This window comes from Paenibacillus chibensis (assembly GCF_004001045.1).
Taxonomy (GTDB): Bacteria; Bacillota; Bacilli; order Paenibacillales; family Paenibacillaceae; genus Paenibacillus_AQ; species Paenibacillus_AQ chibensis.
Genome location: NZ_BIMK01000005.1, coordinates 119,936 through 143,886, shown reverse-complemented (window position 1 = coordinate 143,886; position 23,951 = coordinate 119,936). Strand labels below are relative to the sequence as shown.

Annotated in this window: 22 protein-coding genes; 3 read left to right on the top strand and 19 right to left on the bottom strand. The window is 55.2% G+C overall.

Annotated features, from left to right (window positions below; translation table 11 throughout):
* Positions 1-92: 92 nt before the first annotated feature.
* The 3 genes from PCH05_RS05665 to mobA form a co-directional block, all read right to left on the bottom strand.
* Complete coding sequence (locus tag PCH05_RS05665; protein ID WP_127601388.1) at positions 93-290, bottom strand: hypothetical protein; 198 nt, start codon at positions 288-290, stop codon at positions 93-95.
* Positions 291-423: 133 nt separating this feature from the next.
* Entirely contained in the window at positions 424-1,107 is a 684-nt protein-coding gene (locus tag PCH05_RS05660; protein ID WP_164766553.1) for a TorD/DmsD family molecular chaperone, read from the bottom strand.
* A 239-nt stretch (positions 1,108-1,346) separates the two neighbouring features.
* Complete coding sequence (mobA, locus tag PCH05_RS05655) at positions 1,347-1,997, bottom strand: molybdenum cofactor guanylyltransferase (protein WP_164766552.1); 651 nt, start codon at positions 1,995-1,997, stop codon at positions 1,347-1,349.
* A gap of 197 nt (positions 1,998-2,194) precedes the next feature.
* On the opposite strand from mobA, the gene PCH05_RS05650 reads away from it, so the two are divergent.
* On the top strand, positions 2,195-3,433 hold the full coding sequence (locus PCH05_RS05650; RefSeq protein ID WP_371860517.1) for an MFS transporter: 1,239 nt from the start codon (positions 2,195-2,197) through the stop codon (positions 3,431-3,433).
* A 192-nt stretch (positions 3,434-3,625) separates the two neighbouring features.
* Here PCH05_RS05650 and PCH05_RS05645 read toward each other — a convergent pair whose 3' ends face one another.
* Complete coding sequence (locus PCH05_RS05645; RefSeq protein ID WP_127601384.1) at positions 3,626-5,323, bottom strand: glutamine--tRNA ligase/YqeY domain fusion protein; 1,698 nt, start codon at positions 5,321-5,323, stop codon at positions 3,626-3,628.
* Positions 5,324-5,576: 253 nt separating this feature from the next.
* Here PCH05_RS05645 and PCH05_RS05640 point away from each other — a divergent pair, with 253 nt between their 5' ends.
* Positions 5,577-6,125 (top strand): GNAT family N-acetyltransferase, encoded by a 549-nt coding sequence (locus tag PCH05_RS05640; RefSeq protein ID WP_127601383.1) that lies wholly within the window; start codon positions 5,577-5,579, stop codon positions 6,123-6,125.
* A gap of 111 nt (positions 6,126-6,236) precedes the next feature.
* Here the strand turns inward: PCH05_RS05640 and PCH05_RS05635 are convergent, their stop codons facing one another.
* The 6 genes from PCH05_RS05635 to PCH05_RS05610 form a co-directional block, all read right to left on the bottom strand.
* Positions 6,237-6,911, bottom strand: a complete 675-nt coding sequence (locus PCH05_RS05635) for an MOSC domain-containing protein (RefSeq protein ID WP_127601382.1) — start codon at positions 6,909-6,911, stop codon at positions 6,237-6,239.
* 139 nt (positions 6,912-7,050) lie between these two features.
* Entirely contained in the window at positions 7,051-7,836 is a 786-nt protein-coding gene (locus tag PCH05_RS05630; RefSeq protein WP_127601381.1) for an SDR family oxidoreductase, read from the bottom strand.
* Between the two features lie 231 nt (positions 7,837-8,067).
* Positions 8,068-8,628 carry a GNAT family N-acetyltransferase gene (locus PCH05_RS05625; protein WP_127601380.1) on the bottom strand — a complete coding sequence of 187 codons (561 nt, stop codon included), beginning with the start codon at positions 8,626-8,628 and terminating at the stop codon, positions 8,068-8,070.
* Between the two features lie 39 nt (positions 8,629-8,667).
* Positions 8,668-9,894 (bottom strand): MFS transporter, encoded by a 1,227-nt coding sequence (locus PCH05_RS05620; protein WP_127601379.1) that lies wholly within the window; start codon positions 9,892-9,894, stop codon positions 8,668-8,670.
* Between the two features lie 170 nt (positions 9,895-10,064).
* Positions 10,065-12,131, bottom strand: a complete 2,067-nt coding sequence (locus PCH05_RS05615; RefSeq protein ID WP_127601378.1) for a molybdopterin-containing oxidoreductase family protein — start codon at positions 12,129-12,131, stop codon at positions 10,065-10,067.
* A gap of 320 nt (positions 12,132-12,451) precedes the next feature.
* Positions 12,452-13,282: a formate/nitrite transporter family protein gene (locus PCH05_RS05610; protein WP_127601377.1), complete on the bottom strand. Its 831-nt coding sequence runs from the start codon at positions 13,280-13,282 to the stop codon at positions 12,452-12,454.
* A gap of 343 nt (positions 13,283-13,625) precedes the next feature.
* On the opposite strand from PCH05_RS05610, the gene PCH05_RS05605 reads away from it, so the two are divergent.
* On the top strand, positions 13,626-14,279 hold the full coding sequence (locus tag PCH05_RS05605; protein ID WP_127601376.1) for an SDR family oxidoreductase: 654 nt from the start codon (positions 13,626-13,628) through the stop codon (positions 14,277-14,279).
* 103 nt (positions 14,280-14,382) lie between these two features.
* Here PCH05_RS05605 and PCH05_RS05600 read toward each other — a convergent pair whose 3' ends face one another.
* The 9 genes from PCH05_RS05600 to PCH05_RS05560 form a co-directional block, all read right to left on the bottom strand.
* Positions 14,383-16,014 carry a formate--tetrahydrofolate ligase gene (locus tag PCH05_RS05600; protein WP_127601375.1) on the bottom strand — a complete coding sequence of 544 codons (1,632 nt, stop codon included), beginning with the start codon at positions 16,012-16,014 and terminating at the stop codon, positions 14,383-14,385.
* 108 nt (positions 16,015-16,122) lie between these two features.
* Positions 16,123-16,599, bottom strand: coding sequence for a glutathione peroxidase (locus tag PCH05_RS05595; RefSeq protein ID WP_127601528.1), 477 nt, complete (start codon positions 16,597-16,599; stop codon positions 16,123-16,125).
* A gap of 140 nt (positions 16,600-16,739) precedes the next feature.
* Entirely contained in the window at positions 16,740-17,753 is a 1,014-nt protein-coding gene (locus PCH05_RS05590; protein WP_127601374.1) for an LLM class flavin-dependent oxidoreductase, read from the bottom strand.
* Positions 17,754-17,992: 239 nt separating this feature from the next.
* Positions 17,993-19,399, bottom strand: a complete 1,407-nt coding sequence (locus tag PCH05_RS05585; protein WP_127601373.1) for a DEAD/DEAH box helicase — start codon at positions 19,397-19,399, stop codon at positions 17,993-17,995.
* A 110-nt stretch (positions 19,400-19,509) separates the two neighbouring features.
* Positions 19,510-21,180 (bottom strand): ABC1 kinase family protein, encoded by a 1,671-nt coding sequence (locus tag PCH05_RS05580; RefSeq protein ID WP_127601372.1) that lies wholly within the window; start codon positions 21,178-21,180, stop codon positions 19,510-19,512.
* A gap of 2 nt (positions 21,181-21,182) precedes the next feature.
* A complete protein-coding gene (locus tag PCH05_RS05575; RefSeq protein ID WP_127601371.1) occupies positions 21,183-21,536 on the bottom strand; it encodes a phasin family protein in 354 nt (117 codons plus the stop codon).
* A 72-nt stretch (positions 21,537-21,608) separates the two neighbouring features.
* Positions 21,609-22,253 (bottom strand): ThuA domain-containing protein, encoded by a 645-nt coding sequence (locus tag PCH05_RS05570; RefSeq protein ID WP_127601370.1) that lies wholly within the window; start codon positions 22,251-22,253, stop codon positions 21,609-21,611.
* Between the two features lie 231 nt (positions 22,254-22,484).
* The gene (locus PCH05_RS05565) at positions 22,485-23,303 is read right to left on the bottom strand and encodes a uroporphyrinogen-III synthase (RefSeq protein WP_127601369.1); all 819 of its coding nucleotides are present in this window, start codon (positions 23,301-23,303) and stop codon (positions 22,485-22,487) included.
* A 75-nt stretch (positions 23,304-23,378) separates the two neighbouring features.
* Positions 23,379-23,909, bottom strand: a complete 531-nt coding sequence (locus tag PCH05_RS05560; RefSeq protein WP_127601368.1) for a DUF2062 domain-containing protein — start codon at positions 23,907-23,909, stop codon at positions 23,379-23,381.
* Positions 23,910-23,951 lie beyond the last annotated feature (42 nt).

Here is a 23,951-nt window from a genome sequence, read left to right as displayed (position 1 = left end):
GCCCTTTCGCTTCGTCTTCGCTCGGAAGCTCTATGAACAAAAAGGACCCGCTTCTCCCGATGGGAGCATAGCGGGTCCTTTTGTATTATCCTTCATGAAGGCCTGATTTCCCTTTGCCGACGGCCACCCTTAAACACCAAACTCAAAAGGATAAACCAGAAAGCAAATAAGGCGAAATCGATCAGCCACTTCCATACGTTTCCTTGTACATGGGCATACGTGAAAATCAGCATGTCAAACAGCTTGGATAAAATATAGGCTGCGAGCACCAAAATAAGATTCCGAAACATCCCCATCCTCCCACAAACATACTAACATTCCATATATTAACTATATATGATAGGGAAAGATTCAACAATATCAGGCATAAAAAAGCGAATGTCCGTGGGGACATTCGCTTACACATACAGATTGCCTATAGAATTACGCCAGTTCCTTCCGCAGCATACGCAGCATCTTCAGGTCATACGGAATAAATTCTCCGATAATCCGCCCAATTTCGCGGTACAGCGTCGTTCGAGCAAGTGCGGTCAACTCAGCCGAAAATTTAGGCGTCCACAGCATAAGATGGTTTTCCAGGAAATCGATCTGCGTGTCCAGCCACATCAGCTGGCACTCCGGCAGACCCTGCGCGTCATCCATATGCTCTCCCGCCACCGCAATAAATTCAAGCTCGATCGCCAAATGGTCATCCTTCTCGCTGCGCAGCTTATTAAATACGATGCCGCAGCCTGCGTAAGCTTCGCGAATCTGCCGGACGCAGCGCTGCCCGCTGCGCTCATCCGTCATGCGGTACACGCTCTCGCATACGCTCGGCAAAAGTGCGTCCGGTCCGGCGAAAAGCCGCTCATATTCCTTGGTTTCGGCTTCGCATGCCCCGGTCAGCTCGGAAGGCTTCAAAGCGCCCAAATATTCCTGCAGCTGCCGTCCTCCCTCGGTCAGGGCCATCTCCTCGCGCAGCTCGGCCTGCCGCTGCCACGGAGCCATCTGCGACAAGCACGGCGGTTGTTCCAGAAAATCGATCAGCAGCTGGTATACCCAGCCTCTCCCTTCCAGCCAACGGGTCGCCTCCACGGTGTCCAGCATCTTTTCCACAGTCGTCGTCATCGCTGAGTCCTCCTTAATCAAAGTCCATATCATAATTGTCTCCATCCTTACGGTTTGAACGAAGGGAAAGCTTCATTCAATCCATACATTTAGACAAGATCACGCTTTCATGTTTCTGATTTAACCTTATCTTAATTCTAAAACCGTATATGTGATATTATTCACATCTTTTGGCGAAACGGCAAGCGATATTTCAAATTTTAAAGGAATGTTCATATTTATTTAAAAGGAAGCGCGCGTCAGCGCCCTTCCTCTTCCTCCATCTGCTTCCGAATAGCCTGCGTGTAATCCTCCGGGCTGTTCATGTTAAAGAACGCATGTCCGGCATCCATTCCTGTCGCCTGCGCTACCTCTTCCTCCGCAATGTACCGCACCTGAAGACGTTCAAGCCAATCGGTCATCCGCAGCCTCCCCGTGTTCAAAGACTCCTCGAGCGCAGGAAGCGAACTGATATGATACGCGGCGAGCAGAGGCTGCACTCTCCCCTTCTCCATGGGAATTACGGCCTGCCACTCCCCCTGCCCTGCAGGAAGGGTCGCCGCGTCTTCCAGCACTTTGGTCTGAAGAAGGCGGAACAACTCCGGCGTTACAAAGGGCATATCGCAGGCCGCTACCATGATCCATGGCGTATCGGCCGCGTGCAGCGCGGCATGAATGCCGGACAGCGGGCCCATTCCCGGATATCGGTCCGGTACGATCTCGCAGCCGAACTCCAGGTAAGCATCACGGTCATTGGCTGCAATCAGCACGTTCTGTACCGCTGCGGACATGGCACCGATGATCGTCTCCAGCACCTTCTCCCTGCCGATCGCGAGCAGCGCTTTATTTTCGCCCATCCGGCTCGACCGGCCCCCTGCCAGCACGACACCCGTGATTTCGATTTCTAGCATGGAATCACATCCTTGTTCAAACATTTATTGGATTACTCCGTATTCGGCGATCTTCCGTCATGATCCGTTTAAAAAAACCGCAAATGGATACTTTAACAATTATTGGTTTGTATCCCTTTTCAACAAATGATAAAGTGAGATTGGTAGCTTTAAAAAGCCACTGTCGATTTGCATTCGGTCGGAAAGGAATGTGCAACGTGCAGGATCCTGTAAAGAAACAGTCCAAGCTGCTGCCGCTAAAGGCATTCAACTTTTTAATCTACGGCACGATGGTGATCTTCACCAGCTTTTTTCAATTATACCTGCAGGACGCGGGCATGAACAAACTGGAAATCGGCAGCTTGATGGCGCTGGGGCCCTTTGTGTCCCTGATTGCGAATCCCTTCTGGACATTTTGGAGCGACCGCCTGCAAAATACGAGGCGCATTTTGCTGTTCATGATGACCGGTACCCTTTTGCTCATCCAATTCGTGTTTCATGCGGGTACGTATAATATGATTTACTTGGCGATGATCCTCTTTTTCTTCTTTCAGAGCCCGCTCTTCGCGCAGAGCAACACGCTGATCCTGGGATATATTGCAGACAAGCCGCAGCAATTCGGAAGCTACCGGAACTGGGGCTCCATCGGCTGGGCGGTCATTGCCGTTTCTGCCGGTCTCCTGATCGACCAGGTCGGCATTTCGCGCCTGTCCTATCTCGTTACCGGCATCCTGCTGCTTGCGATCGGCACGGTTCTGCTGCTTCCGCCGCTGAAGGCCGCGTCGGAAACGCCGCCGATTCGCCTGAGGGGCTTCGGCAAAATCGCCATTAACCGCTATTTCGTCGCGTTTATTCTGCTTGGCATTCTGGTCTCCGTGCCGAATGTTATGAATAACACGTTCATGTCGCTGTATATCACCGAGCTTGGCGGCTCCAAGACGATGGTCGGTCTGGCCATGTTCCTGTCGTCCTTTCTCGAAGTCGCCGTACTCTTCTTGTTCCACCGCTATCTCAAGCGTTCCCTCGCCACGCTGATCGGCTGCCTGGCCATTGTGAGCGTGCTCTTCTGCGTGCGGTGGCTGCTCATGGCAAGCGCGACGCAACCGCTCGAGGTGGCGCTGATTCAAATCATGCACTGCATTACCTTTGGCGGATACTTCTATGTCGGCACGCAAGTCGTCAGCCAGCTGGTGCCTCCGCTTCACCGCGCCTCGGCGCAGTCGGTGTTCACCTTGACCTGGGGCGGCATCTCGGGCATGATCGGCTGCCTGGCCGGCGGCTGGCTGTTCCAGAACTTCGGCGGCGAGGCCATGTACAATATGGGCTTCATGCTCGCGATATTCGGTGCAGCCGGCTTCGGCATCATGTGGTATTGGCTGCGGGTACAAGGGCATCACCCGAAGACCGGAGCGCCGGAAGACGAGCTTGAAGAGCTGCTCGAGGAATATCACGAATAGCAAAAGCCAGTCCGAAGAGAGAATGGTCTCCTCGGACTGGCTTTTTTATATCATCAGAAAGTATGAACTACAGAGCTATTGCTTCCTGATATTGCAAGCAAAGCTTCCGCTTATCGCGGCCCTTTCTTCCGTGAAAATACGTCGATAGACGTTTTTCTTCCTGCGATGCAGCCAAGACGTTTGGCCGCCTGCTTATTTCGGAAGCTGGAATGAGCTCTTCATGGATACGATCAGATTAAAGACCGGTTTTCCCGGTTCCGAATACTTCGGATCCACGTTAAAGTAGCCGTGGCGGAAGAACTGGAATTTATCCTGCGGGTTCGCTTCCTTCATCTCCGGTTCCACGAATCCTTGTAAAATTTCCAGGGAGTTCGGATTGATTTCGTCCAGGAACGATTTCTCGACCTTCTCTATTTCCTCCGTGCCTTCCTCTGCCTCAGCGGCTTCGTCTTCCTTAGGCTTGATCAGCGGCTCGTAAAGGCGGAATTCCGCCGGTACGGCGTGGGAAGCCTCCACCCAGTGAATCGTCCCCTTCACCTTGCGGCCGGTAAAGCCGGTACCGCTCTTGGTTTCAGGATCATAGGTGCAGTGGATCTCCGTCACGTTGCCGTCCGCATCCTTGATGAAATCGTTGCACTTGATGAAGTAGGCATTTTTGAGGCGGACCTCATTGCCCGGGAAGAGGCGGAAATATTTGTTCGGCGGGTTCTCCATGAAATCGTCCTGCTCGATGTAAATCTCGCGCGAGAACGGAATTTGACGGCTGCCCATGTCCGGATTCTCCGTGTTGTTCTCCGCTTCCAGCCATTCGACCTGGCCTTCCGGATAATTCGTGATCACGACCTTAAGCGGCTTCAGCACGGCCATGGTGCGCGGCGCCTTCAGCTTCAGGTCCTCCCGCACGAAATGCTCCAGCATTTGCAGGTCGATCAGCCCCTGGCTTTTGGAAATGCCTGTCTCATACACGAAGCTGCGGATCGCTTCCGGCGTATAGCCGCGGCGGCGAAGTCCGGAAATCGTCGGCATGCGCGGGTCGTCCCAGCCATCCACGATGTTCTCTTCCACGAGCAGCTTCAGCTTGCGCTTGCTGGTGAGCGTCTGTGCCACATTCAGGCGTCCGAACTCATATTGATGCGGCGTGCTCGGCATTTCGCATTCCGCGATGACCCAATCGTAAAACGGACGCTGATCCTCGAACTCCAGCGAGCACAGGGAATGCGTCACGCCCTCGATGGCATCTTCCAGCGGGTGGGCGAAGGTATACATCGGATAGATGCACCACTTGTCTCCCGTATTATGGTGGGCCACATGGGCGATCCGGTAAATGACCGGATCACGCAGATTGATGTTCGGCGAGCTCATGTCGATTTTGGCGCGGAGCACCTTTTCGCCGTCCTTGAATTCGCCTGCGCGCATGTTGCGGAACAGCTCCAGGTTCTCCTCGACGCTGCGGTCGCGGTAGGGGCTGTTAGAGCCCGGCTCGGTCAGCGTGCCGCGCGTTTCGCGGATTTGATCGGCGCTTTGGTCGTCCACATACGCTTTGCCTTTTTGGATCAACAGCTCGGCCCGCTTGTACATTTCTTCAAAATAATCCGATGCGAAGCGTTTCTCCGCCCAATCGTAACCCAGCCACTTTACATCTTCCTCGATCGATTTAACGAATTCCACGTCTTCCTTGATCGGGTTTGTATCGTCAAAACGGAGATTCGTCGATCCGCCGAATTCCTGTGCAAGCGTAAAGTTAATCCAGATGGCCTTGGCATGTCCGATATGCAAATAACCGTTAGGCTCCGGCGGAAAGCGGGTAATCACTTTCTGGACTTTGCCGGACTCCAGGTCATCTGTAATTACGTTTTTAATAAAATTGGAGGGGGTGCTTGGTTTCTCCACAGTAATCAACCTTTCATCCTGAATGTTGTCCGCCCGTCATAGAATGAAACGATGCAGTTTCCTTCTCCACTCTACATCTATTCTGTATAAGCGTGTTTCATTTAAATATACCTGTAATAGCCGGATAGTTCAATCATTCGGACTTTTTACGCTTTGACGGAAAGCCAGGGGATAGGGTAGCATGGAAACGATAACCATCAAGCGCGGCAAACCGCATCTTCCCATCCTCCATAGAAAGAAGGTCTGAAATTATATGTTTACATATCCTTTGGACGATCATATTGAGCTGAAGCCGCTGGCGCTGCAGCATACCCGCCCGCTGTTCATCCTGACCAACCGTTCGCGCGATACGCTGCGCGAATGGCTTCCCTGGGTGGATGCGATCACGGAAGTGGAGCATACCGCAAGTTTCGTCAGAAACGCCGTCAAACAGGGCGCCGAGAACGGTGCCATATCGGCGGGCATCTGGGTGGACGGCGAGCTTGCGGGCCTGATCAGCTTCCATGAGATCAGCTGGCATAACCGTTCGGTCAGCATCGGCTACTGGCTTGGGCAGGAATATGTGGGCCAGGGCATCATGAGCAGCGCCTGCCGGGCGTTCGTGGATTACGCGCTGATGGACCTGGATCTGAACCGCGTCGAAATCCGCTGCGCCACGGGCAACCAGCGCAGCCGTGCCATACCCGAAAGACTAGGCTTCGTGCTGGAGGGAATCGTCCGCGAAGCCGAGCGGCTGCCGCAGGGCTATGTGAACCACGCGATCTACGGCATGACCCAAAGCGACTGGAAGCTGCTGCGCTAACCGCGGCGGCACGCCAAAAAAGGGCGCTCTACACGGCATGAAAGCCGTAGAGCGCCCTTTTCCTATGATGATGCCCGTCTTCCGGGTCCATTCCCATGAACGGTACCGGATTTACAGCCGGGAGGCCGACGATCCTTCCTGCAGCCACTCGGTAAACGATGCCTTCACGTTCGGCGCCAGCGCGTCGACTTCCAGCATTCGTTTCAACGTCTCCCGGTCCGCCTGGCGCTTGCCCAGCGCCTGCTGCTCCAGGACGGAAGCCACCGGCACCCGCATCGGATGGGAGGAACGCTTCACAATGGCGGAATCCTTGCTCAGGCGCCCTTCCTGCAGAACGCGCAGGTAAAAGCCGCTGTACCCGGTATCCAGCACCCGTGCCGGAAAATCCTTGACGGCATGCTTGCTCGATATTTTGAAGCAGGGAAACCGCGGCTGGCTCACCTGAACGATGACTTCTCCGATCTCGAAGATGTCTCCGATGCACACTTCCGTCTCCAGCAGACCGGTCACCGTCAAATTTTCGCCGAATGCGGAGTAATCCAGCTTTTTGTCCAGCTGTTGTTCCCAATAAGCATAATGCTCGTATGGATAAACACAAACAGCCTTGTCGGGTCCCCCGTGATGCTTCAGATCCGCCTGGCCGTCTCCGTCCATCTGCGTGATGCCGACGAACACCTCTCCCGGAGCGGGATACTTGTATATGCCTGTCGTCAGCGGCTTGCCCAAATATTCTACCGTGATGGGCTTGCCGACATTGACGGACACGATACCGTACTTCTCCTCCATTCCTGATCAGTCCCTTGTATGTATTTTTAACAACCATCATACCAAAGGGAGACCGGTCAGCTCAAAAGGAATTTACGAAAGATGATGCCAGGCAACACTCACTTCATGTGTTCTATGTGATAAATCGGTCCATTTGTAATTACAGCGCTTCGACGAGACCGCCGTCGATCACCAGCGTGCTGCCGGTAATATACGTGTTCACGCCGGAAAGCAGGAAAACGACAGCCTTGGCGAATTCTTCAGGCTCACCGTACCGGCCCAGCGGAATTTCACGCAGCGACTGCTCCTTCATCTCTTCCGCCGAGATGCCCTTGGCCTCCGCCTTGCTGGCGTCCAGCTGCTTGATGCGGTTCGTGGCGATGCGTCCCGGCGCGACGGTGTTCACGAGAATGTCATACTGGGCAAGCTCCTGCGACAGCGTCTTGCTCATGCCCGCGACGCCCGTGCGGAACGTATTGGAGAGAATCAGCCCCGGAATCGGCTGCTTGATCGAGCTCGACGTCAGGTTGACGATATGGCCGCCCTTCTCCTTCATATGCGGCAGCGCGCAGCGGATCGTGCGGACGTAGCTGAGCAGATTCAGCTGGAACGCCTTTTCCCAATCCTCGTCCGTGAACGATTCGAACGTACCAGCCGGCGGTCCGCCGGCATTATTGACCAGAATGTCGATATGTCCGAACGTTTCGGCCGTGTACCGGATGAGCCCTTCCACTTCATGCGGAATCGTAATGTCCGCCGCGTAATATTCGACCTTTCCGGTACCCAGCTGCTGCAGCTCCTGCTGCACGGCTTCTAGCTTGTCGTCGCTGCGGCTGCTGATCATGACATCTGCGCCCTCCTTCACAAGCTCTGCGGCAATCGCTTTGCCGAGCCCTTGGCTGGAGGCGATGACCAGCGCCTTTTTGCCTTGAAGATGCAAGTCCATTATGACAACCCCTTTTCGTCGTGATGATATAAAAAGTATACCGTTTATTTGTTCATTTGAAATGCAACGATGTTCCCTAAACAAAAAGACACAGATAACCAACATTACACCTTTTTGACCCGGGACAAACAGGAAATTTATACTAATTCGCTTCGGGCCGCTTGTTATGAAAAAGGACCTTCACCAGGTGAAAGTCCTTCTGTTCACTCTATTCATCTAAGCATAAGTCCGTCACGGCAAAATATCAAATGCAGGTCCATCCGCCATCCAATCAGGCTTTTCGGCACGTTCCGTGCCTTCCAGAAAAAAGCTCATCCAGATTTCATCGGCAAACTCGCCGTCGATCCTATATTCGTCCATCAGCCGGCCTTCTTCCATAAACCCGCATTTGCGGTAAAAAATAACCGCGCCCGGATTGGTCGAGAGCACGCGTAGCCGCAGCTTGCGCATTCCCTGCTGAGCTGCCCATTGCTTGGCTGCCCGGATCAGCCTTGTGCCGACTCCTTCGCGCTGATACAGCGGATGAACGGCGATGTGGATCTCGTACACATGACTGTTCCCGGCAAGATTCGTCGGATGCCGGAAACCGACATAGCCGCACAGGACGCCGTCCACCTCGGCCACGAGCTGCGATGCCGGAGGGCAGTGCAGGAGGAAATCCTCCCGTGTCGGCCAACAGAGCGGCTCCGGAGCGGTCCGTTCCGTCCATACCAGCGCGTCGATATTCATCAGCGCCTGCGCATCCTTGATTTGCGATGGTCTGATCGTGAATGTCTGCTGCTGAAGCTTCATGGATTCAACACCTCTACTTATATCAAAAACGGCGTTCGTTCAACCGCTTATGGACTCGGCCAGCGAACGTTCCGCCGCACGGTTGCGTATCGAATGAATAATAAAGAAGGCAACGGCTACGACCGCAATAACGATGGAGAGCCATGCCACCGGATTCAGCCCTCCCTGGTCATATAGTATGCCCATGAAGTATGGCCCTACCATGCGGCCGAGCGCGGTCATGCCGCCCGTCAGCCCGATGTAGAACGGAGCTGCCTTAAAGGCGTGATCCGAAATAAAGGCGGGCACCGCCGGCGAAATCAGCATTTCACCCAGGGTCGCAAGTACCATGGCAAGCACGAATCCCATATAGTTAGGCAGCATCAGAATGACGATATAAGCTGCCAGGTAAAAGACGCCGCTGGCCGTCATTTGCGAAGAGGATTCTTTGGCGAACCAGCGCTTGATCAGCGTCGTCACGGGTTGGGCCACGAAAATCAGAATCCCGTTCATCGTCCACAAAAAGCCGTAGGAGCTCTTGTTCATGCCTTCGGAAATAATATGCGGGGAAACCCCCGTATTCCAGATGGAATTGCCGAACCACAGAAATAGCGAGCCGAGGCCCAGATACAGATACACCCGCGTATTGCGCAGAAGCGCCGGAAGGCTTTCCTTCGCCTCGGTTTTGGTCTTCTTCTCCAGATGTACCGGTCCTTCCTGCTTGTCCAGCCGGTTCAGGTAATTCAGGAAAAACATCGCGAATACCGCAGAGGTCACGCCGTTCAGCACGAAGGTTAAATGGAAGGACACATCGGCGAGAAATCCGCTCAGCGCCGTCCCCAGCGCCACGCCGATGTTGTTGGCTACATAAATCACGTTGAACAGCTCGCCGCGCCGGTCAGCGAAGCGAAAGCCGACGAAAGCCTGGATGGCGGGCATGGAGACGGCGTTGCATAGTCCGATAAAACCCATCATGATCATATAGATCACCCAGTGGGAGCTGATAAAAGGCAGTGTAAACAGTCCCAGCGCGTTCAGTCCCAGGGAGCCCACGATCAGTCTTTTTACCCCTACCCGGTGGTATAGAGCGCCGCCCAGAAGCTGTCCGATAATGCCGCCGAAGGCCTGGATCATAACGACCAGACCCGCATCGGTCATGCTCCGTCCCAGCTCTTCAAACACGTACATGGTGGTGAGCGGCCACATCAGCGATCCACCGGCGGAATTGATCAGGCTCGCTGCGAGAAAGATTTTGACTTCCCGCGGATAGGATTGCAGAAATTTCATATATTTTTTTCTCCTGTTATGCGAATTACTAAAGAAGACATGCTGCTTCAGGATCAGTATCAAATCCGGATACAAAACCACTAAAAGCCCCTGAGGGGGCTTTTAGATTCAATTGCGGTTACATGTCCCAGAACCAGTATCTATCATAATGGCGGTCCGGGCAATAGATCTCACTGACGCTTTACCTGGACAACGGTAGAAAAGAAAGTGGCTCCGCCGCCCATGTCCGCGAGACGGTCCGAGGTCAAGCTGTTCGCCCGCTGCTTGTGGCCTTTGCCGTCCCACCATAGACCTTGGCTGATGACGGTACCCGGCAGCATTTTATCGGTCACGATGGCCTTCAGCTCCAATTGTCCCCGTTCGTTGTAGACCAAGGCCATGTCGCCGTCTTGAATTCCGCGCGCCTCCGCATCCTGCGGATGGATTTGCAGCTGGGGCTCTTTCTCCAGCCGCTGATGCTTTTCCACGTTCGCGAAGGTGGAGTTGAGGAAGTTATGGTTCGGCGGCGAAATGAACATCAGCGGATATGAATCGTCCTTGCCGGGACGCTGATTTCCGTCATAACCTTCCTTCAGCGGCATGTACTCCGGAAGCGGCGGCAAGCCGGCCTCCTGCATTTGCGCCGAATACAGCTCGATTTTGCCCGACGGCATGTTCAGCCTATCCAAATAGGCTGCCTGCGGCGTCATGTCGAGCTTCACAAACCGCTTCTCCTTCAGCGCTTCCAGCGTCACGCCGTTCAAATATGGATTTTCCGGATAATGTAATGCCCCTGCAATCATCTCTTCCTCCGTTTCGGAAAAGGCCTGCTCATCCAAACCCATCGCGCGTCCCAGCATGGCGAACAGCTCCACATTGCCTTTGGCTTCGCCCATTCTTTCGATGACGGGCTCCTGAAGCTGCACGAAATGATGCCAATACGAGCCGAAGAGCTCCGTCGTTTCAAAGGTCGACGCCGCCGGCAGCACGATATCCGCATACTTGGCCGTATCGGTCATGAACAGATCATGCACGACCGTAAACAGATCCTCCCGCGCAAATCCCGCTTGTACGCGCTCCGTATCGGGCGCCACGACCAACGGGTTGCTGCAGTATACGAAAAGCGCCTTGACCGGCTGCTCCGTCATTTCGAGCGCTTCCCCGATCCGGTTCATGTTAATGCTGCGCGCTTGCGGGTTCGGCCGCAAATCCGGCCGCTCCAAATAATCGCTGTCCATGGCGTTGTAGCCGCCATTGGTTTTGATCGCGCCGCCGCCCTTCTTCAGCCACTGACCGGTCAGAGCCGGCAGGCAGGCGATGCTGCGCACGTTCATGCCGCCATTGTCATGATGCTGAAGGCCGTTGCCGATGGCAATGAAGGATACCACTGCCTCGCCGTACATATGGGCCAGCTTTTCGATATCTTCCGCCGGCACGCCCGTGATGGCCGCAGCATGCTCAGGCGGATAGCTTTTCACATGCTCCCGCAGCTCTTCGCGGCCCAAGGTGTAGCGCTCCAGGAAAGCCTCATCCGTCAAACCGTCCCGGAACAGGACGTGCATAACGCCAAGCGCCAGCGCCGTATCCGTGCCGGGGTACAGCGGGATGAACCAATCGGCCCACTGGGCGGTACGGTTCTTGTGAACGTCAATAACCACCACCTTGGCCCCGCGCTTGCGGGCTTTCTCGGCAAATACCACCTGATGCATGTTCGTGCTTATCAGATTGCCGCCCCAAACGATGATCAAATCGGCAAATTCCGTATCCTCCGGTGACGTTCCGCCTTTAAAGCCCATTGTATATTTCCAGCCGGCATTCCCGGCAGAATTGCATATCGCCTGATCCAGGCGGCTTGCGCCCAGCGCGTTGAAGAATCGGCGGTCCATGCCATCCACGCTGAGGATGCCCATATTGCCGTAGAAGCTGTAAGGCAGAATGGATTCCGGCCCATATTCCGCGATCAGTCCCTGATACCGGCTCGTAATTTCCCGCACCGCTTCCTCCCAAGAGATCCTTGCGAATTCACCCGAGCCCTTCGGACCGGTCCGTTTGAGTGGAAACAAAATACGTTCTTTATGATAAATCCGCTCCGTCATGTTGCGGACTTTGTTGCAAATCGCTCCCTGCGTGATCGGATGGTCCGGATTGCCGGTGACCTTCACGATTTTGCCGTCTTCCTTATGCAGCAGCAGGCCGCAGGTGTCGGGACAATCCAGCGGGCATACCGCCGGAAACACGCCGTCTTTCTGCTTGATCATTCCCGCTTCACTCTCCTTTTGAATTCCCCTGATCATGTGCTCTCCTATCATCTTAATCGGAGGAAGAAAAATGCGCAAAGAAAATCGAATTATGATGTTTCATCGCCCGATTCCAGGGGTAAACAATAAACAAGAGCATAAAGCATTAGGGACGACGACTCGTTCCGCCAGCTATGCCATATCATGGACCACTCCCAAAAAATTCGCCGCGTAAAGTTTCGTTCCCCCGAACTTTATGGCGGCGAATTTTGCTTTTGAATAAATAAAGAACCAGCCGCCCCTTAAAGAGCGTGCTGGTTCTTCTGCTATCATCGCTTATCTCATGCATGCTTACGCGTTCCTGCCGGCTTGGTTTCCGCAACCTTCCGGGCTTCTGCCGGCTTGGCATTCCGCAGATAAGAGGCCCAGTAGGCCGCAGCCACAAACACGACGCCGCCAACGAGATTGCCCAGCAGCACGGGGATAAAGTTCATGAAGTAATCCCCCCATGTGAAATGGCCCGCGAAAATCGCCGCCGGAATCAGGAACATGTTGGCGACAACGTGCTGAAATCCGATGGCGACGAAGGCCATGGTCGGAAACCAAATGCCGAGAATTTTGCCGCCGAGACTGTCCGTGCCGTAACAGAGCCATACCGCGAGCGCCACAAGCCAGTTGCAGCCGATGCCCGACACGAAGGCCTGCAGGAAGCTGTCGTCCAGCTTATGCCCCGCCATATCCACCAGCTTATCCAGATAAGGGCCGCTCTCCGTCATCCCGGTGACATGCCCGAAAAAGTAAGCGACAAACAGTGCGCCGACAAAGTTGGCCGCCAGCACGAGCACCCAGTTTTTCAAAAGCTCAAGCGTCGTGATTTTTTTCGCCATCCGTGCCAGGGACACAACCATCATATTGCCGGTCAACAGCTCACCGCCCGCCAGCAGCACCAGAATGAGGCCCGTTGGAAAGACAGCTGCTCCAATGAATCCGGCGAACGAGCCCCATTCTTTCGGCGCGCTCGCGATGACGCGGATATCCAGCAAAAATCCGAGCGCGATAAACGCCCCGGCCAGAAATCCCAGCACCAGTACCGACAGCAGCGGATTATGAGCCTTCTTGATCCCCGTTTCCACGGTGAGTTCAGCAATTTGCTGAGGTTTGTATGAAGCCATAACGTCCTCTCCTTTGCATGCTCGTATGGTAGGATTCACCTTATCTAAAATTTAATCTATACAGATTTGAACGAATCAGGGATGTAAAGCCCGCCATCCGGTTTCTTATTCATTATCATTGTAAGAAATTTCAATGAGATATTATGTGAAAATTATCACATAATTTTCCGAAAAATAAATATACGGGGATATGGGCAACCAGCCATGCTCAGATCGATACGCTGATGATCCGGCCATGGCTGCAGCAAGGCGGTCCAGTGACCCTTTTTCCTCTTTACACCAATCTCAACTATGCTTAGGGCGCATACTTGAATGGGTAAAAGAATGATGGAGGTGTTGTGCGATGACAACCGTATTTGTTGCCGGAGCTCACGGGCAGACCGGAGGACGGATCGTCAGGGAGTTGGTCAAAGAGGGTTATGAGGTACGCGGTCTCGTACGGAATGAAGAGCATCGCCGTGATATGGAGGCTGCGGGAGCAACGGCTTATCTCGGCGATTTATCCGAATCCTTCTCGGAGGGACTCAAGGGGGCCGATGTCGTCATCTGCTCCGTCGGCGCAGGTGCTAAAGGCGATCCCGAGCATGTGGACCATGTCGGAACGGTGCGGCTGATCGAGCAGTGCGTGCTGGATCAAATCCCGCGATTTGTTCTGATCAGTTCCATGGGCACGACGAATCCGGAGGACATGCCGCCGTTTCTGAAGCCCTTTCTAATCGCCAAGCGCAAGGCGGAAAAGGTCCTTGAAGAAAGCGGCATGGTCTATACGATCATCCGGCCCGGGGGACTGACGAATGATCCGGGTACCGGCCGCGTCTCGGCTGCCCTGCACCTGGCGCAATCTGGCCGGATTTCCCGCGATGATGTAGCCGCAGCAGCCGTATTGTCCCTCCGCATGGAGGAAGCGCATAACCGTGCCTTCGATCTGATCGAGGGCCCCGAAACGCTGAATGACGCGCTGAGAGGTCTTAAAGGCTCGGATGAATCCGGAAGCTAGGGCGCATGCGCTGAACCCTCGGACGAGGGATAAAAAAACCAGCCCTTCCCCGCCAGATTCGCGGGATGAAAGGCTGGTTTTTCTTGTGCTGGTTTTTCTTGTGTCAGAACAATCCCGAGATCTTACCGTCCCCGTCGATGCTCATATGCTCGGCCGCCGGCGATTTTGGTAGGCCCGGCATCGTCATGATGCTCCCGGTTTGAACGACCGCAAAGCCTGCTCCGGCAGAGAGGGAAATTTCCCGCACCTGTACGGTAAAGCCCTCCGGCGCTCCCAAAAGACGCGGCTGATCCGAAAACGAATATTGGGTTTTGGCCATGCAGACGGGCACGCTGCCGTATCCCGATTTCTCGATATCCGCCAGGCTCCGCAAGGCGGAAGGTGAATACTCCACGCCGGCTCCCCGGTAGATTTCCCGGACGATGGTTCCGATCTTGGACCGGATATCCGTCTCAAGCTCATACAGCGGACGATAGCTGGAGGCATTCTCCTCCAGCAGGCCGACGAGTGCTTCCGCCAGCTCTCTTCCGCCCGTGCCGCCTTCCGCCCATACTGTGGATACGGCCGCAGGCACCTGCATCGCCCGGCATTCCCCAAGCACACGCTCGACCTCTTCCGGCAGGTCATCTGCAAAATGGTTAACGGCCACCACCGCGGGCACACCGAACTTCTTCAAGTTCTCCACATGCCGCTTCATATTGGCCAGACCCGCCGTCAATGCCTGCATATCCGGCTCATGCAGCCGGTCTTTGGCAGCGCCGCCGTTATATTTCAGCGCCTTGACCGTCACCACCAATACGGCTGCCTCCGGCTTCAGTCCGGCCTGCCTGCATTTGATGTCCATGAATTTCTCTGCGCCCAGGTCGGCCCCAAAGCCCGCTTCCGTCACCACGATCTCCCCAAGCTTAAGGGCCAGGCGCGTGCCGATAACGCTGCTGCACCCATGCGCGATATTGGCGAAAGGACCGCCATGCACGATCACCGGCGTGCCTTCGAGCGCCTGGACGAGGTTAGGCTTGACCGCATCCTTCAGCAGAATCGCCATCGCCTCGACAGCGCCAATCTGCGCAGCCGTTACAGGCTCGCCTTCCTGGCTGTAGCCGATGATCATACGTCCCAGGCGCTGCTTCAGGTCCTCTATATCCTCGCTCAGGCAAAGCACCGCCATGACTTCGGAAGCAGTCGTGATCAGAAAGCTCCCTTCCCGAACGGTCCCGTTGCCCTCGCCGAGTCCGGTCACGATCCCGCGCAGGCTGCGATCATTCATGTCCATTGCCCGCTTCCACACGATCCGCTGCGGGTTCAGCCGGAGCGCATTGCCATGATACATGTGGTTATCGATCATGGCTGCCAGCAAATTATGCGCAGACGTAATGGCATGAAGATCGCCTGTAAAATGCAGGTTGATGTCCTCGGAAGGAACAATCTGCGCCCTGCCGCTGCCCGTAGCTCCTCCCTTCATGCCGAAGCACGGTCCCAGCGAAGGCTCGCGCAGAGCGGCCACCGTCTTGTGCCCGAGCGCGTTCAGCGCCTGCGCGAGGCCGATCGTCGTGAGCGTCTTCCCTTCCCCTGCCGGTGTCGGGTTCATCGCGGTGACCAGCACCAGCTTGCCGTCCTTGCGCGATTTCACGCGCTCATATAATGAGGGGCTTAACTTCGCCTTATAGCGGCCATACAGCTCCAGTTCTTCTTCCTCTACACCGATCAAACCTGCAACTTCCATGATTGGCTTCATGACTTGATCGTACCTCCTATGTACTCATATTCATTTGAAAAAGAGTCTGCCGCTTCGGACAGACCCTTGTGCCTTCTATGTGACTTCGATGACAGGATAAATCCGCTCTTATTTGAGCAGCTGTTCAATGGCGCCTGTCATCGTTTCCGGAGCTTCCTTCGGCTCGAACCGGGCGACAACCTCGCCGCTGCGGTTCACCAGAAACTTCGTAAAGTTCCACTGGATATCGCTGTTTCCGTCTCCGGGCTGCTGCTCCTTCAGATAAGTGAAGAGCGGATGGGCATTCTCCCCATTAACGTCGATTTTCGCGAAAACAGGGAACGATACCCCGTAATTCAACTGGCAAAAGGATGCCGCTTCTTCGCTGCTGCCAGGCTCCTGCCCGCCGAATTGGTTGCATGGAAATCCGAGAATCTCCAGTCCCTGCTCCCGGTAACGGTCATAAAGCTTTTGCAGATCGCCATACTGCGGTGTGAGCCCGCATTGGCTGGCGGTATTGGCAATGACCAGCACCTTGCCCTTGTAATCCTCAAGAGATACTTCCTTGCCCGCCGTTGTGGCGGCTGAAAATGAATAGACGGACATTTCCATTCCCCGCTTTCTTGAAAATAGTACCCGTTTATTTTCCCGGGCTTGGCTTTGGCTTTTGAACGAGTTTTACGCTCTCTTCCATCATACACCAGTGATATGCAAGTGCAAGTTTCCTTACTTCCTTACTCCTGGGTTCAGCCTTTATTCGAAAGCCCAAAAGCTTCGGCCATCAGCCGGAAGGACTTCACCTTGTCTTCAAACCGGTGGATGATGCTGGCGATCATCACTTCATCCGTCCGGTACTCCTCGCACAGGCTTTCGATCTTGCGCTTGATCTGCGCGGGAGAGCCGACGATCATCCGTTTGCGGTTCTCCTGCATCCGCATGCGGTCATAGGGAGAGTAAGGATAGTTCATTGCCCGTTCAACCGAAGGCGTGCCGCCGGAAGCACCGCCCTTCTCCAGCAGCAGCAGGGATAAATCCATACTGGAGGCCAGCCGGTTCGCCTCTTCCTCCGTTTCCGCGCAGACCGCAAAAATGGCCAGGAGCGATCTGGGCTTATCCATCACCGCGGACGGGATGAAATGGTCTTGGTACCACCGCATCGCATCCGCCCCGCCGGAGCCGTTGATAAACTGGGCGAAGGCAAAGCCGGTGCCCTGCTGGGCCGCAATGCCCGCACTGCCCCCGCTGGAGCCGAGCATCCACATTTCCGGGACGGTACGGACCAGCGGCGTAGCCAGCAGTCCGGACAGCGGATGCGACGGGCTGAGCGTATCCGTCAGATAGGCGCTTAAATCGGCGATCTGCTCGGCATAGCGGTCCACATTCCGCATCTTTCCTTCCTGAAGAGCCCGCGTCGCGAGCGGCATCCCGCCCGGAGCTCTCCCCAGGCCGAGGTCGATGCGCCCCGGATACAAGCCTTCGAGCACGCGGAAGTTCTCGGCCACCTTATAGGAGCTGTAATGCGGCAGCATCACGCCCCCGGAGCCGATGCGGAGGGTAGAAGTGATCGCGGCCAGATGCGAAATCAGAACCTCCGGGCTTGTGCCGGCCAAATTCGGGGAAAAGTGATGCTCCGATACCCAAAAGCGGTGATAACCCATGCGTTCGGCTTCCTGGGCCATCCGGCCTGTTTGGGCCAGAGCCTCGACCGGCGAGCTTCCTTCCGATATGGTCGATTGATCCAAAATGCTAAGTTTGATCATATGGCGTCAAGACCTTTCTTTTATAGAATCTGAGAATACGGATCCGGGTTCATTGCATATTGATTGGTTCCCTTCCTGCCGGAACCCCACTTGTTAGCAACATTCGAACAGAAGCATCCTTTATTGTAGTCTATGAGGCGTTCGGCAATGAATTCCCGGCAAAAATTCGATGGAAGTCCAAGTAAAAAACCGGGAGCGCCCCTTGCAGGGCGATCTCCCGGTATTCTGATTGTGTGCGTTTATCCTCTGCGGCCTGAACCGCCGCGGCGGCCGGTTGAAGAGCCGCGTCCACCCCTGCTGCCCTGCGCAGGCGATTCGCTGCGGCCTTGGCTGCGTCCGCCGGACGCGCCGCGTTTGGCGCCTCCGCCTGACCCGGCGCGCCCCTGGTTGCCGCGTCCCTCGCCGCGGCGTCCGCCTGCGGATGGACGGCCTTCCTTGCCGCGTCCGTCTTGATCCTTCCGTCCGCCGCTCTTGCCGGCATGGCCGGAAGCGGAACGTGAAGGACTTCTGGTTTCGACGATGGCGCCATCCTTCTCATAGCGGCGGCGTTCAATCGTGTATGAGATGCCCTGCTCGATCCGCTGCAGCTCTCCCTTGTCCCTCGGGGAAGCGAGCGTAATGGCCATCCCCTTCTCCCCGGCACGGCCGGTACGGCCGATCCGGTGGATGTAGCTATCCACTTCATGCGGAATATCGTAGTTGAATACATGGGTCACGCCTTCCACGTCCAGACCCCGCGCCGCAACGTCGGTCGCGACCAGAATCTGCAGCTTGGCCTCCCGGAAACGCTTCATGACCTGCTCCCGCTTCGCCTGCGACAAGTCGCCATGCAGCTCGTCAGAAGCCAAGCCCAATTCAAGCAGTGCCGAATTCAGCGTGGATGCCCGCCGTTTCGTGCGGCAGAAGACGATCGCCAGATACGGCCGGTAGGTCTCGATCATCGATATAAGCGCCTGCTGCTTGTTACGGTCCGAGACCTCGACCACCAGCTGGCGGATATGCTTCAGCGGCACCGGCGAGTTCTCCACCTTGATCGTGACATCCACGGCATCCCGCGTATAGAAGGAAGCGAGCTGCTTCACTTCCGCCGGCATCGTGGCCGAGAAAAGCAGCGTCTGCCGCTTGTAAGGAAGCGCCTGAATGATCGTCTCCACCTCGTCCAGGAAGCCCATATGCAGCATCTGATCCGCTTCGTCCAGCACGAGCGTCTTCACGCCGCCAAGCTCCAGCGTGCCGCGGCGCAAATGGTCGTTAAGGCGTCCCGGCGTTCCGATAATCAGATGCCGTCCCCCCTCCAGCTTGCGCAGCTGCTTGTCCACGTCCTGGCCGCCGTAAACGGCCAAAATCCGGATTTCCGTACCATGCGCCAGCTTCCGCGCTTCCTCCGTGATCTGAAGCGCCAACTCGCGCGTAGGCGCGATGATCAGCGCCTGTGGAAAGGGCCGGGAAGGATCCAGCTTCTGCATGATCGGCAGCAGGAAGGCAAGCGTCTTCCCCGTTCCGGTCCGCGCGCGGGCTATAACGTCCCGATCTGCCAGAAGCAGTGGAATCGTCTCCTCCTGTACAGGGGTCGGAACAGCGATTCCGTTCTCCTTCAGCGTTTTAACCCACGGCGCTTGCACGCCGAGCTCTAAGAAATTTGGCAAAACATCCACCTCATTAGTTCTATTTCGATTTCAGGATCTTTTCATCCCGTATATGCATGTTAAAAAGTTATCTTACCATAAGAGTCCGGTCAAAGGGCAATCATTTATTTTTAAAATTTCCCCGATTTAAAGATCGCATAGAGCAGCCACAGCACCATCAGAAAAGCGACCCCGAACCCGATCCCGATGACAGGAAAATGCCACAGGATCGAGGACTGGCTGTTCAGCGAAGAGCCGATGATCAGGCCGACCATAATGATGCTGAACGCGAGCAGCACGATGCTGAAGGACAGCCTGTTGCTGATTTGATCCAGCTTGCGCATCAGCGATTCCAGCTCAGGCAGACTGATCTCCACTTTCAGCTTGCCGCGGCTGAGGAGCGCCGACAGATGCTTGGCCTGCCCGGGCAGATCCATCAGCGCTTCAACCAAGCCTGCCGCGCCTCCAAGCAGTTTGGTACGCAGGCGGCGGGGGCTGAAGCGTTCCTTGATAAGCTTACGCCCGAAGGGCTCTGCCATATCGACAATGCTTAGGGCGGGATCCAGCTTCTGAATCACGCCCTCCATCGTCAGCAGCGCCTTGCCGAGCAGGCTTAGATCCGGCGGCATCACGATCGCGTGCCGCTGCGCCACGCCGAACAGGTCGGTCAGTGCCCGGCCGATGCCGATGTCCGCAAACGGAATATCGTAATACTCGGCCTGCAGGATATCCAGATCCCGGCGCAGCGCTGCCATGTCATGATCTTCCGGAAGCAGCCCCAGATGAAGAATCGCCCGGATCATGCTGTCGGTATTTTTCCGCATCAGCGCGATGATCAGTTCGGACAAATGATCCTTGATATCCTCGCTGAGCCGTCCGACCATTCCGAAATCCAGGAAGGCCAGACTGCCGTCCTTTTGGACCAGCAGATTGCCCGGATGCGGATCGGCATGGAAGAACCCTTCTATAAATATCTGATGCAGCATTGCGTTTACGAACCGCTCCGCGATGAGCTTCAGGTTAAAGCCTGCTTTCGCAAGCTCCGCCCTCTGTCCCAGCGTCACGCCTTCAACGTACTCCATCGTCAATACGCGGGAGGATGTATACTGCCAGTAGATTTGCGGAATAAAAATATGGGCGTCATGCTGAAATTGCAGCGCGATTTTTTCCGTGTTGCGTCCTTCCCGGCTGTAGTCCATTTCGGCCAGCAGCGATTTCGAGAACTCATCCGCGAGTCTGCTCATCTGGTAACGCTTGGCCCAGACCCAGCGTTTCTCCGCCAATTGGGTCAAATCTCTCAAAATGCCCAAGTCCCGGGTAATCGTCTGCAGCGCGCCGGGCCGCTGGATTTTGACCGCGACCTCTTCACCCGATTGCAGCCGGCCAAGATGAACCTGCCCGATCGAAGCCGCCGCGACCGGAGTTTCGTCAAACCTTGCGAACATTTCCTCCACGGTTGCATCCAGATCTTCCTCCAGAATACTCCTCGCCGCCTCTGATGAGAAAGGAGGCACCTGGTCCTGCAGCTTGATCAGCTCCTGGATGATCGAATCCGGAAGCAGATCCGAGCGCGTACTGGCCAGCTGCCCCAGCTTAACAAAGGTCGGACCAAGGTCCTCCAGCACCAGCCGGATGCGCTCCCCGAGCGTTTTCGTTTCAATCGCCTCATGCGTAACCCAGCGCCGGGGCAGGGACAGTACCTGGAACAGCCCCAGCTCCTCCACCATGTAACCAAAGCCATGACGCATGAGCGCCATGGCGATTTCCCGGTAGCGTCCGGTATGCCTGATCTTAACGGCCATCTTTACAAGATATCCGTTACGCCGTCCGTCTCCGGACCTTTTTGTTCCCCTGTCCCTTCAAGCTCGGCAATTCGCTTCTCAAGCGTCGCGATGCGCAGCTCCAGGCTCGCTACATCCTTCTCGGAAGGGACATGAAGTTCTGTCAGAATACGCTGGATTTGTTCGCGCAAAAAATCCTTGAACTGCGACTTTTCCTCTTCGCCGCGTTCCACAAGCCGTTCGATCAGATCCTTGGATTCTGAAGGAGCAACCTCGCCCCGTTTAACCAGATCGTCGACGGTTTTTTCGATTTTCTCCTTGCTGACCATGGTAAGACCCCAGCCTAACGAAATAGCCTTCTTCAACAGATCACTCATGATTATTCCCTCCCAAGCTATATTTTTCCTTATTATACCCTGAAAGCCCCACCAATATGAAATCGTCCGGGATCAGCCCGGCAAATGGGCTGCCCACTGGGCTGCCTGCAAAATCAGCTGACGGATCTGCGGATGCTTGAAGGTCGCTTCATGGTGGCCCGGCATAAAGAATACGACTCTTCCGAGCCCATAATTATGCCTCCAGGCCGCCGGATGCCAGGTATCGCTGTCTTCCTTCTTGTATTCGAGCAGCACCTTTCGTTCCGTGAACGGACTCATCTCGAGCTGGAAAGGCTCTTCCGCCAACTCGAAGGGCTCAATGCCATCCGTGATGAAGTGATCGCCGCAGGTCCGGAAGGACAAGGGCTGCATCGGACCGTTCCCGTCATAACGTCCTCCCATTAGCTGAGCCAGCTCATAACGCCGGTTACCCAAAGAAAGGCCATTGTGAATCACCAGCAGGCCTCCTCCCTGACTGACATACGAAAGCAGTCCCGATGTCTGATGTCTCGATACCTGCTCATCCCAAAGGTCGAAATAGCAGATACACAGATCAAAGGGCTTCAAATGCTCCAGCAGCAGAAGGTTTTTGTTCTCGCTGCACTGTACCGAAATGACATCGTTTAGAATATGGCTGATCTGAGCGTCGATCCCTTGCAGGGGATGAAATTTGGGGTGCGTGTAGTCCCCCAGCAAAATGCTCTTTTTGTTATACATCATCGATTCCTCCTTTTGTGCGCACCGTTCGTATCTTCGGATTATGGATAGCATTCCTCATTTTCAAATCGATTAAAAATTACTCTTTCGCCAACCCTATAGAACTAACGATTTTGAATCCCAATCCATGATTTTCATGTGGATACTAAAAAAAACGTCTGACGACGTTCCTCACCATGCCTATGTGTTGAAAAAGGGATGCCGGATCGCATCCCTTCCGTGTCGTCTTGCCTACAGCCGTTCCATTTGAAAATAACGGGCCAGCTCGACCAGCATGCTGCCCATCCGCTCGTCTTCCGGCGGATATACCACTCTCGTGATGCCTTCCTCGAGCAGCGCCTGAGCCGTGATTTTACCGACAGCCGCTGCCGTTACGGGTCCCTGAAAGGCTTCAACCATTTCATCCAGCTTGTCCACGCTGCGGGCATACTCCGACAGGTTGCGTACCTGAGGAGCGCTCGTAAAGGCTGCCGCATCGATCCGGCGCTGAAGAATGTCGTCCAGAAGCTGTTCCAGCTGCCCGGGCTCCGGCGGAATGTGCTGGTACGGCAGCACCCTGCGCACATGGGCACCTTGTTCCAGCAGCCAGGCTTCCAGGCGCGGCGCCGGATCGCCATGAAGCTGGAGCACAACATCACTGCCCTGAAGCTCATATTCCGCGAGACCGCGGATCAATCCGGAGGTGCTTCCGTCGTCATCGCGGACAAGCGGGACAAGCCCTCTTTTCTTGAGCGCGTTGACGGTTTTATAACCCCGCGCGGCAATCGAGGACTTCCGCAGCGCTTCGAGAAAGTCTTCTTCCATCCCCATATCGGCCGCAACGCCAAATAACGCATCCAGTCCCATACCCGTGGTCAGAATCGTCCACGCCGGCGGTGCGGCAATCCATGCCGCAAGGTCGCCGCGTACCTTCTCGCCATCAAGGAACACGGTCCCCTGAGCCGGACGGATGAGGGCGTTCCCTCCCATTTTCTCCACGATTTTAACCATGTCTTCCGCTTTGCGCGGGCCTGTTAACGCAATTGTTCTGCCCGCCAACCGATTTGCCACATCGCTTCCCCCCTGTACGAAAGCTCGCCTGTTTTGAACAGTATACTTGACGATCGCAGCAGAGGGAAAGGAATTTTACAGCGAGGCATTGGCTCTTTTCGCGATGCGATGCTTCTTACGCTGGTTGTAGAGATACTGCACAACAAAGTAGGATATAACGCCAAGCACGAGTCCGAACACGGACATGCCGATCAGCACATGCAGGCCGCCCTGCAGCAAATGCTTGAATATCGTAAAATCGCCGTGCAGCAGGTTGCGCCACGCGTGCTCTTCCACAGGCACATCCACAATTCTTTTCGGGAAGAACCATTCGCCGATCTTTTTCGCAAAAGGCAGCAGGACAATCGGCAGGAAGGTCAGCTTGCCGATCACGTTGCCGATAATGGCGGCTGGAAGCGAGCCTCCTGCCAGTCTGACGGTAGGGTAAAAAATTAAATACACAAGCGAGCCGGTTGAGATGACGATCATCTCAAGCCCGAAGCCGATCGCAAATCCGAGCGACACCTTTCTTGCACCGCCCGGCGAGCGGAATAGCTTAAGCATATTTAACCGGAGTTTACGGGAAAATTTATGGAACAGATTATGTTTCTTTCTCTTCTTTGTCATGTAATCACCCTTCATAGCCCAACACGGCGGCGAAGCCGCATG

What these genes read in the sequence shown, in the direction of transcription:
- PCH05_RS05665 (WP_127601388.1), bottom strand. Translation starts at nt 290, where the DNA reads ATGTTTCGGAATCTTATTTTGGTGCTCGCAGCCTATATTTTATCCAAG.
- PCH05_RS05660 (WP_164766553.1), bottom strand. Translation starts at nt 1,107, where the DNA reads ATGACGACGACTGTGGAAAAGATGCTGGACACCGTGGAGGCGACCCGT.
- mobA (WP_164766552.1), bottom strand. Translation starts at nt 1,997, where the DNA reads ATGCTAGAAATCGAAATCACGGGTGTCGTGCTGGCAGGGGGCCGGTCG.
- PCH05_RS05640 (WP_127601383.1), top strand. Translation starts at nt 5,577, where the DNA reads ATGTTTACATATCCTTTGGACGATCATATTGAGCTGAAGCCGCTGGCG.
- PCH05_RS05635 (WP_127601382.1), bottom strand. Translation starts at nt 6,911, where the DNA reads ATGGAGGAGAAGTACGGTATCGTGTCCGTCAATGTCGGCAAGCCCATC.
- PCH05_RS05630 (WP_127601381.1), bottom strand. Translation starts at nt 7,836, where the DNA reads ATGGACTTGCATCTTCAAGGCAAAAAGGCGCTGGTCATCGCCTCCAGC.
- PCH05_RS05625 (WP_127601380.1), bottom strand. Translation starts at nt 8,628, where the DNA reads ATGAAGCTTCAGCAGCAGACATTCACGATCAGACCATCGCAAATCAAG.
- PCH05_RS05620 (WP_127601379.1), bottom strand. Translation starts at nt 9,894, where the DNA reads ATGAAATTTCTGCAATCCTATCCGCGGGAAGTCAAAATCTTTCTCGCA.
- PCH05_RS05615 (WP_127601378.1), bottom strand. Translation starts at nt 12,131, where the DNA reads ATGATCAAGCAGAAAGACGGCGTGTTTCCGGCGGTATGCCCGCTGGAT.
- PCH05_RS05610 (WP_127601377.1), bottom strand. Translation starts at nt 13,282, where the DNA reads ATGGCTTCATACAAACCTCAGCAAATTGCTGAACTCACCGTGGAAACG.
- PCH05_RS05605 (WP_127601376.1), top strand. Translation starts at nt 13,626, where the DNA reads ATGACAACCGTATTTGTTGCCGGAGCTCACGGGCAGACCGGAGGACGG.
- PCH05_RS05600 (WP_127601375.1), bottom strand. Translation starts at nt 16,014, where the DNA reads ATGAAGCCAATCATGGAAGTTGCAGGTTTGATCGGTGTAGAGGAAGAA.
- PCH05_RS05595 (WP_127601528.1), bottom strand. Translation starts at nt 16,599, where the DNA reads ATGTCCGTCTATTCATTTTCAGCCGCCACAACGGCGGGCAAGGAAGTA.
- PCH05_RS05590 (WP_127601374.1), bottom strand. Translation starts at nt 17,753, where the DNA reads ATGATCAAACTTAGCATTTTGGATCAATCGACCATATCGGAAGGAAGC.
- PCH05_RS05580 (WP_127601372.1), bottom strand. Translation starts at nt 21,180, where the DNA reads ATGGCCGTTAAGATCAGGCATACCGGACGCTACCGGGAAATCGCCATG.
- PCH05_RS05575 (WP_127601371.1), bottom strand. Translation starts at nt 21,536, where the DNA reads ATGAGTGATCTGTTGAAGAAGGCTATTTCGTTAGGCTGGGGTCTTACC.
- PCH05_RS05570 (WP_127601370.1), bottom strand. Translation starts at nt 22,253, where the DNA reads ATGTATAACAAAAAGAGCATTTTGCTGGGGGACTACACGCACCCCAAA.
- PCH05_RS05560 (WP_127601368.1), bottom strand. Translation starts at nt 23,909, where the DNA reads ATGACAAAGAAGAGAAAGAAACATAATCTGTTCCATAAATTTTCCCGT.